The 974-nt window shown below is 74.6% G+C and carries 1 protein-coding gene; it reads left to right on the top strand.

Features of this window, described 5'->3' with window-relative positions; translation table 11 throughout:
- Positions 1-182 precede the first annotated feature (182 nt).
- Entirely contained in the window at positions 183-848 is a 666-nt protein-coding gene (locus tag IF11_RS0136005) for a PH domain-containing protein (RefSeq protein ID WP_030356017.1), read from the top strand.
- Positions 849-974 lie beyond the last annotated feature (126 nt).

Here is a 974-nt window from a genome sequence, read left to right as displayed (position 1 = left end):
GGTTCGGGCCGGGGGCGTGGCCGAGGCCGGACCCTGCGGGGGGCGTGGCCGGACCCTGCCGGGGGCGTGGCCGGACCCTGCCGGGGGCGTGGCCGAGGCCGGACCCTGCGGCGGGCGTGGCCGAGGCCGGACCCTGCCGGGGGCGTGGAGGTGTGTTCCGGCCATGCGGCAGAATCGGACGTATGACGAGCCCCGAGCAGCCCACCGAGCCGACCTACGCCGACCGCGTCTTCCGGTCGGCCGGCGGGATCGTGGGCGGCGGCCTGCTGCTCGCGATCATTCTCTGGATCGGCGGCGACGCGCTCTTCCGCGGGACGGGCAGCACGCCGTGGCTGGCGCTCGCCGCGATGCTGTTCCTCGTACCGCTCGTGATCGCGTTCAGCCTGCGCCCGGCGGTCTACGCGAACGCCGACCGGCTGCGGATCAGGAACCCGTTCCGGACGATCACGCTGCCGTGGGCGGCGGTCTCGACCGTGCGGGCCCAGTTCTCGTGCGAGGCGCTGACGGAGGACGGCCGGAAGTTCCAGCTGTGGGCGGTCCCGGTCTCGCTGCGCCAGCGCAAGCGGGCGAACCGGGTGCAGGGGCGGGGCGCGTCGGCGTCTGCGGGTGGGGGTTCCGGTGCGGGTTCCGGTGTGGGGGCTGGTGCGGGGGTCGGTGCGGGGGTCGGTGCGGCCGAGGTTCGGATGGCTCAGGCGGACCGTACGGTCGCGGATCTTCGCGAGTTCGCGGAGCGGTCCGCGTCGCGGCCGGCGGCGCAGGGGGAGCCGACGGTGCGGTGGGCGTACGAGGTGCTGGGGCCGGCGGCGGCGGGTTTGATCGTGCTGATTGTGCTGCTGCTCGTGGGCTGACGGGGCTGGGGTCTCGTGGTGCCGGGGGCCGGGGCCTCCGGAGGTACATGTCCGGACGGCATGATTTACGGCGCGTACCGGCCCACAGTTGGGATGCGGGCGTTCGCGCGCCACAAATCACGCTTT

The organism is Streptomyces scopuliridis RB72 (assembly GCF_000718095.1).
Lineage (GTDB): Bacteria > Actinomycetota > Actinomycetes > Streptomycetales > Streptomycetaceae > Streptomyces > Streptomyces scopuliridis.
The sequence above is the reverse complement of the archived record's forward strand: the minus strand, read 5'-3'. Positions and strand labels throughout refer to the sequence as shown.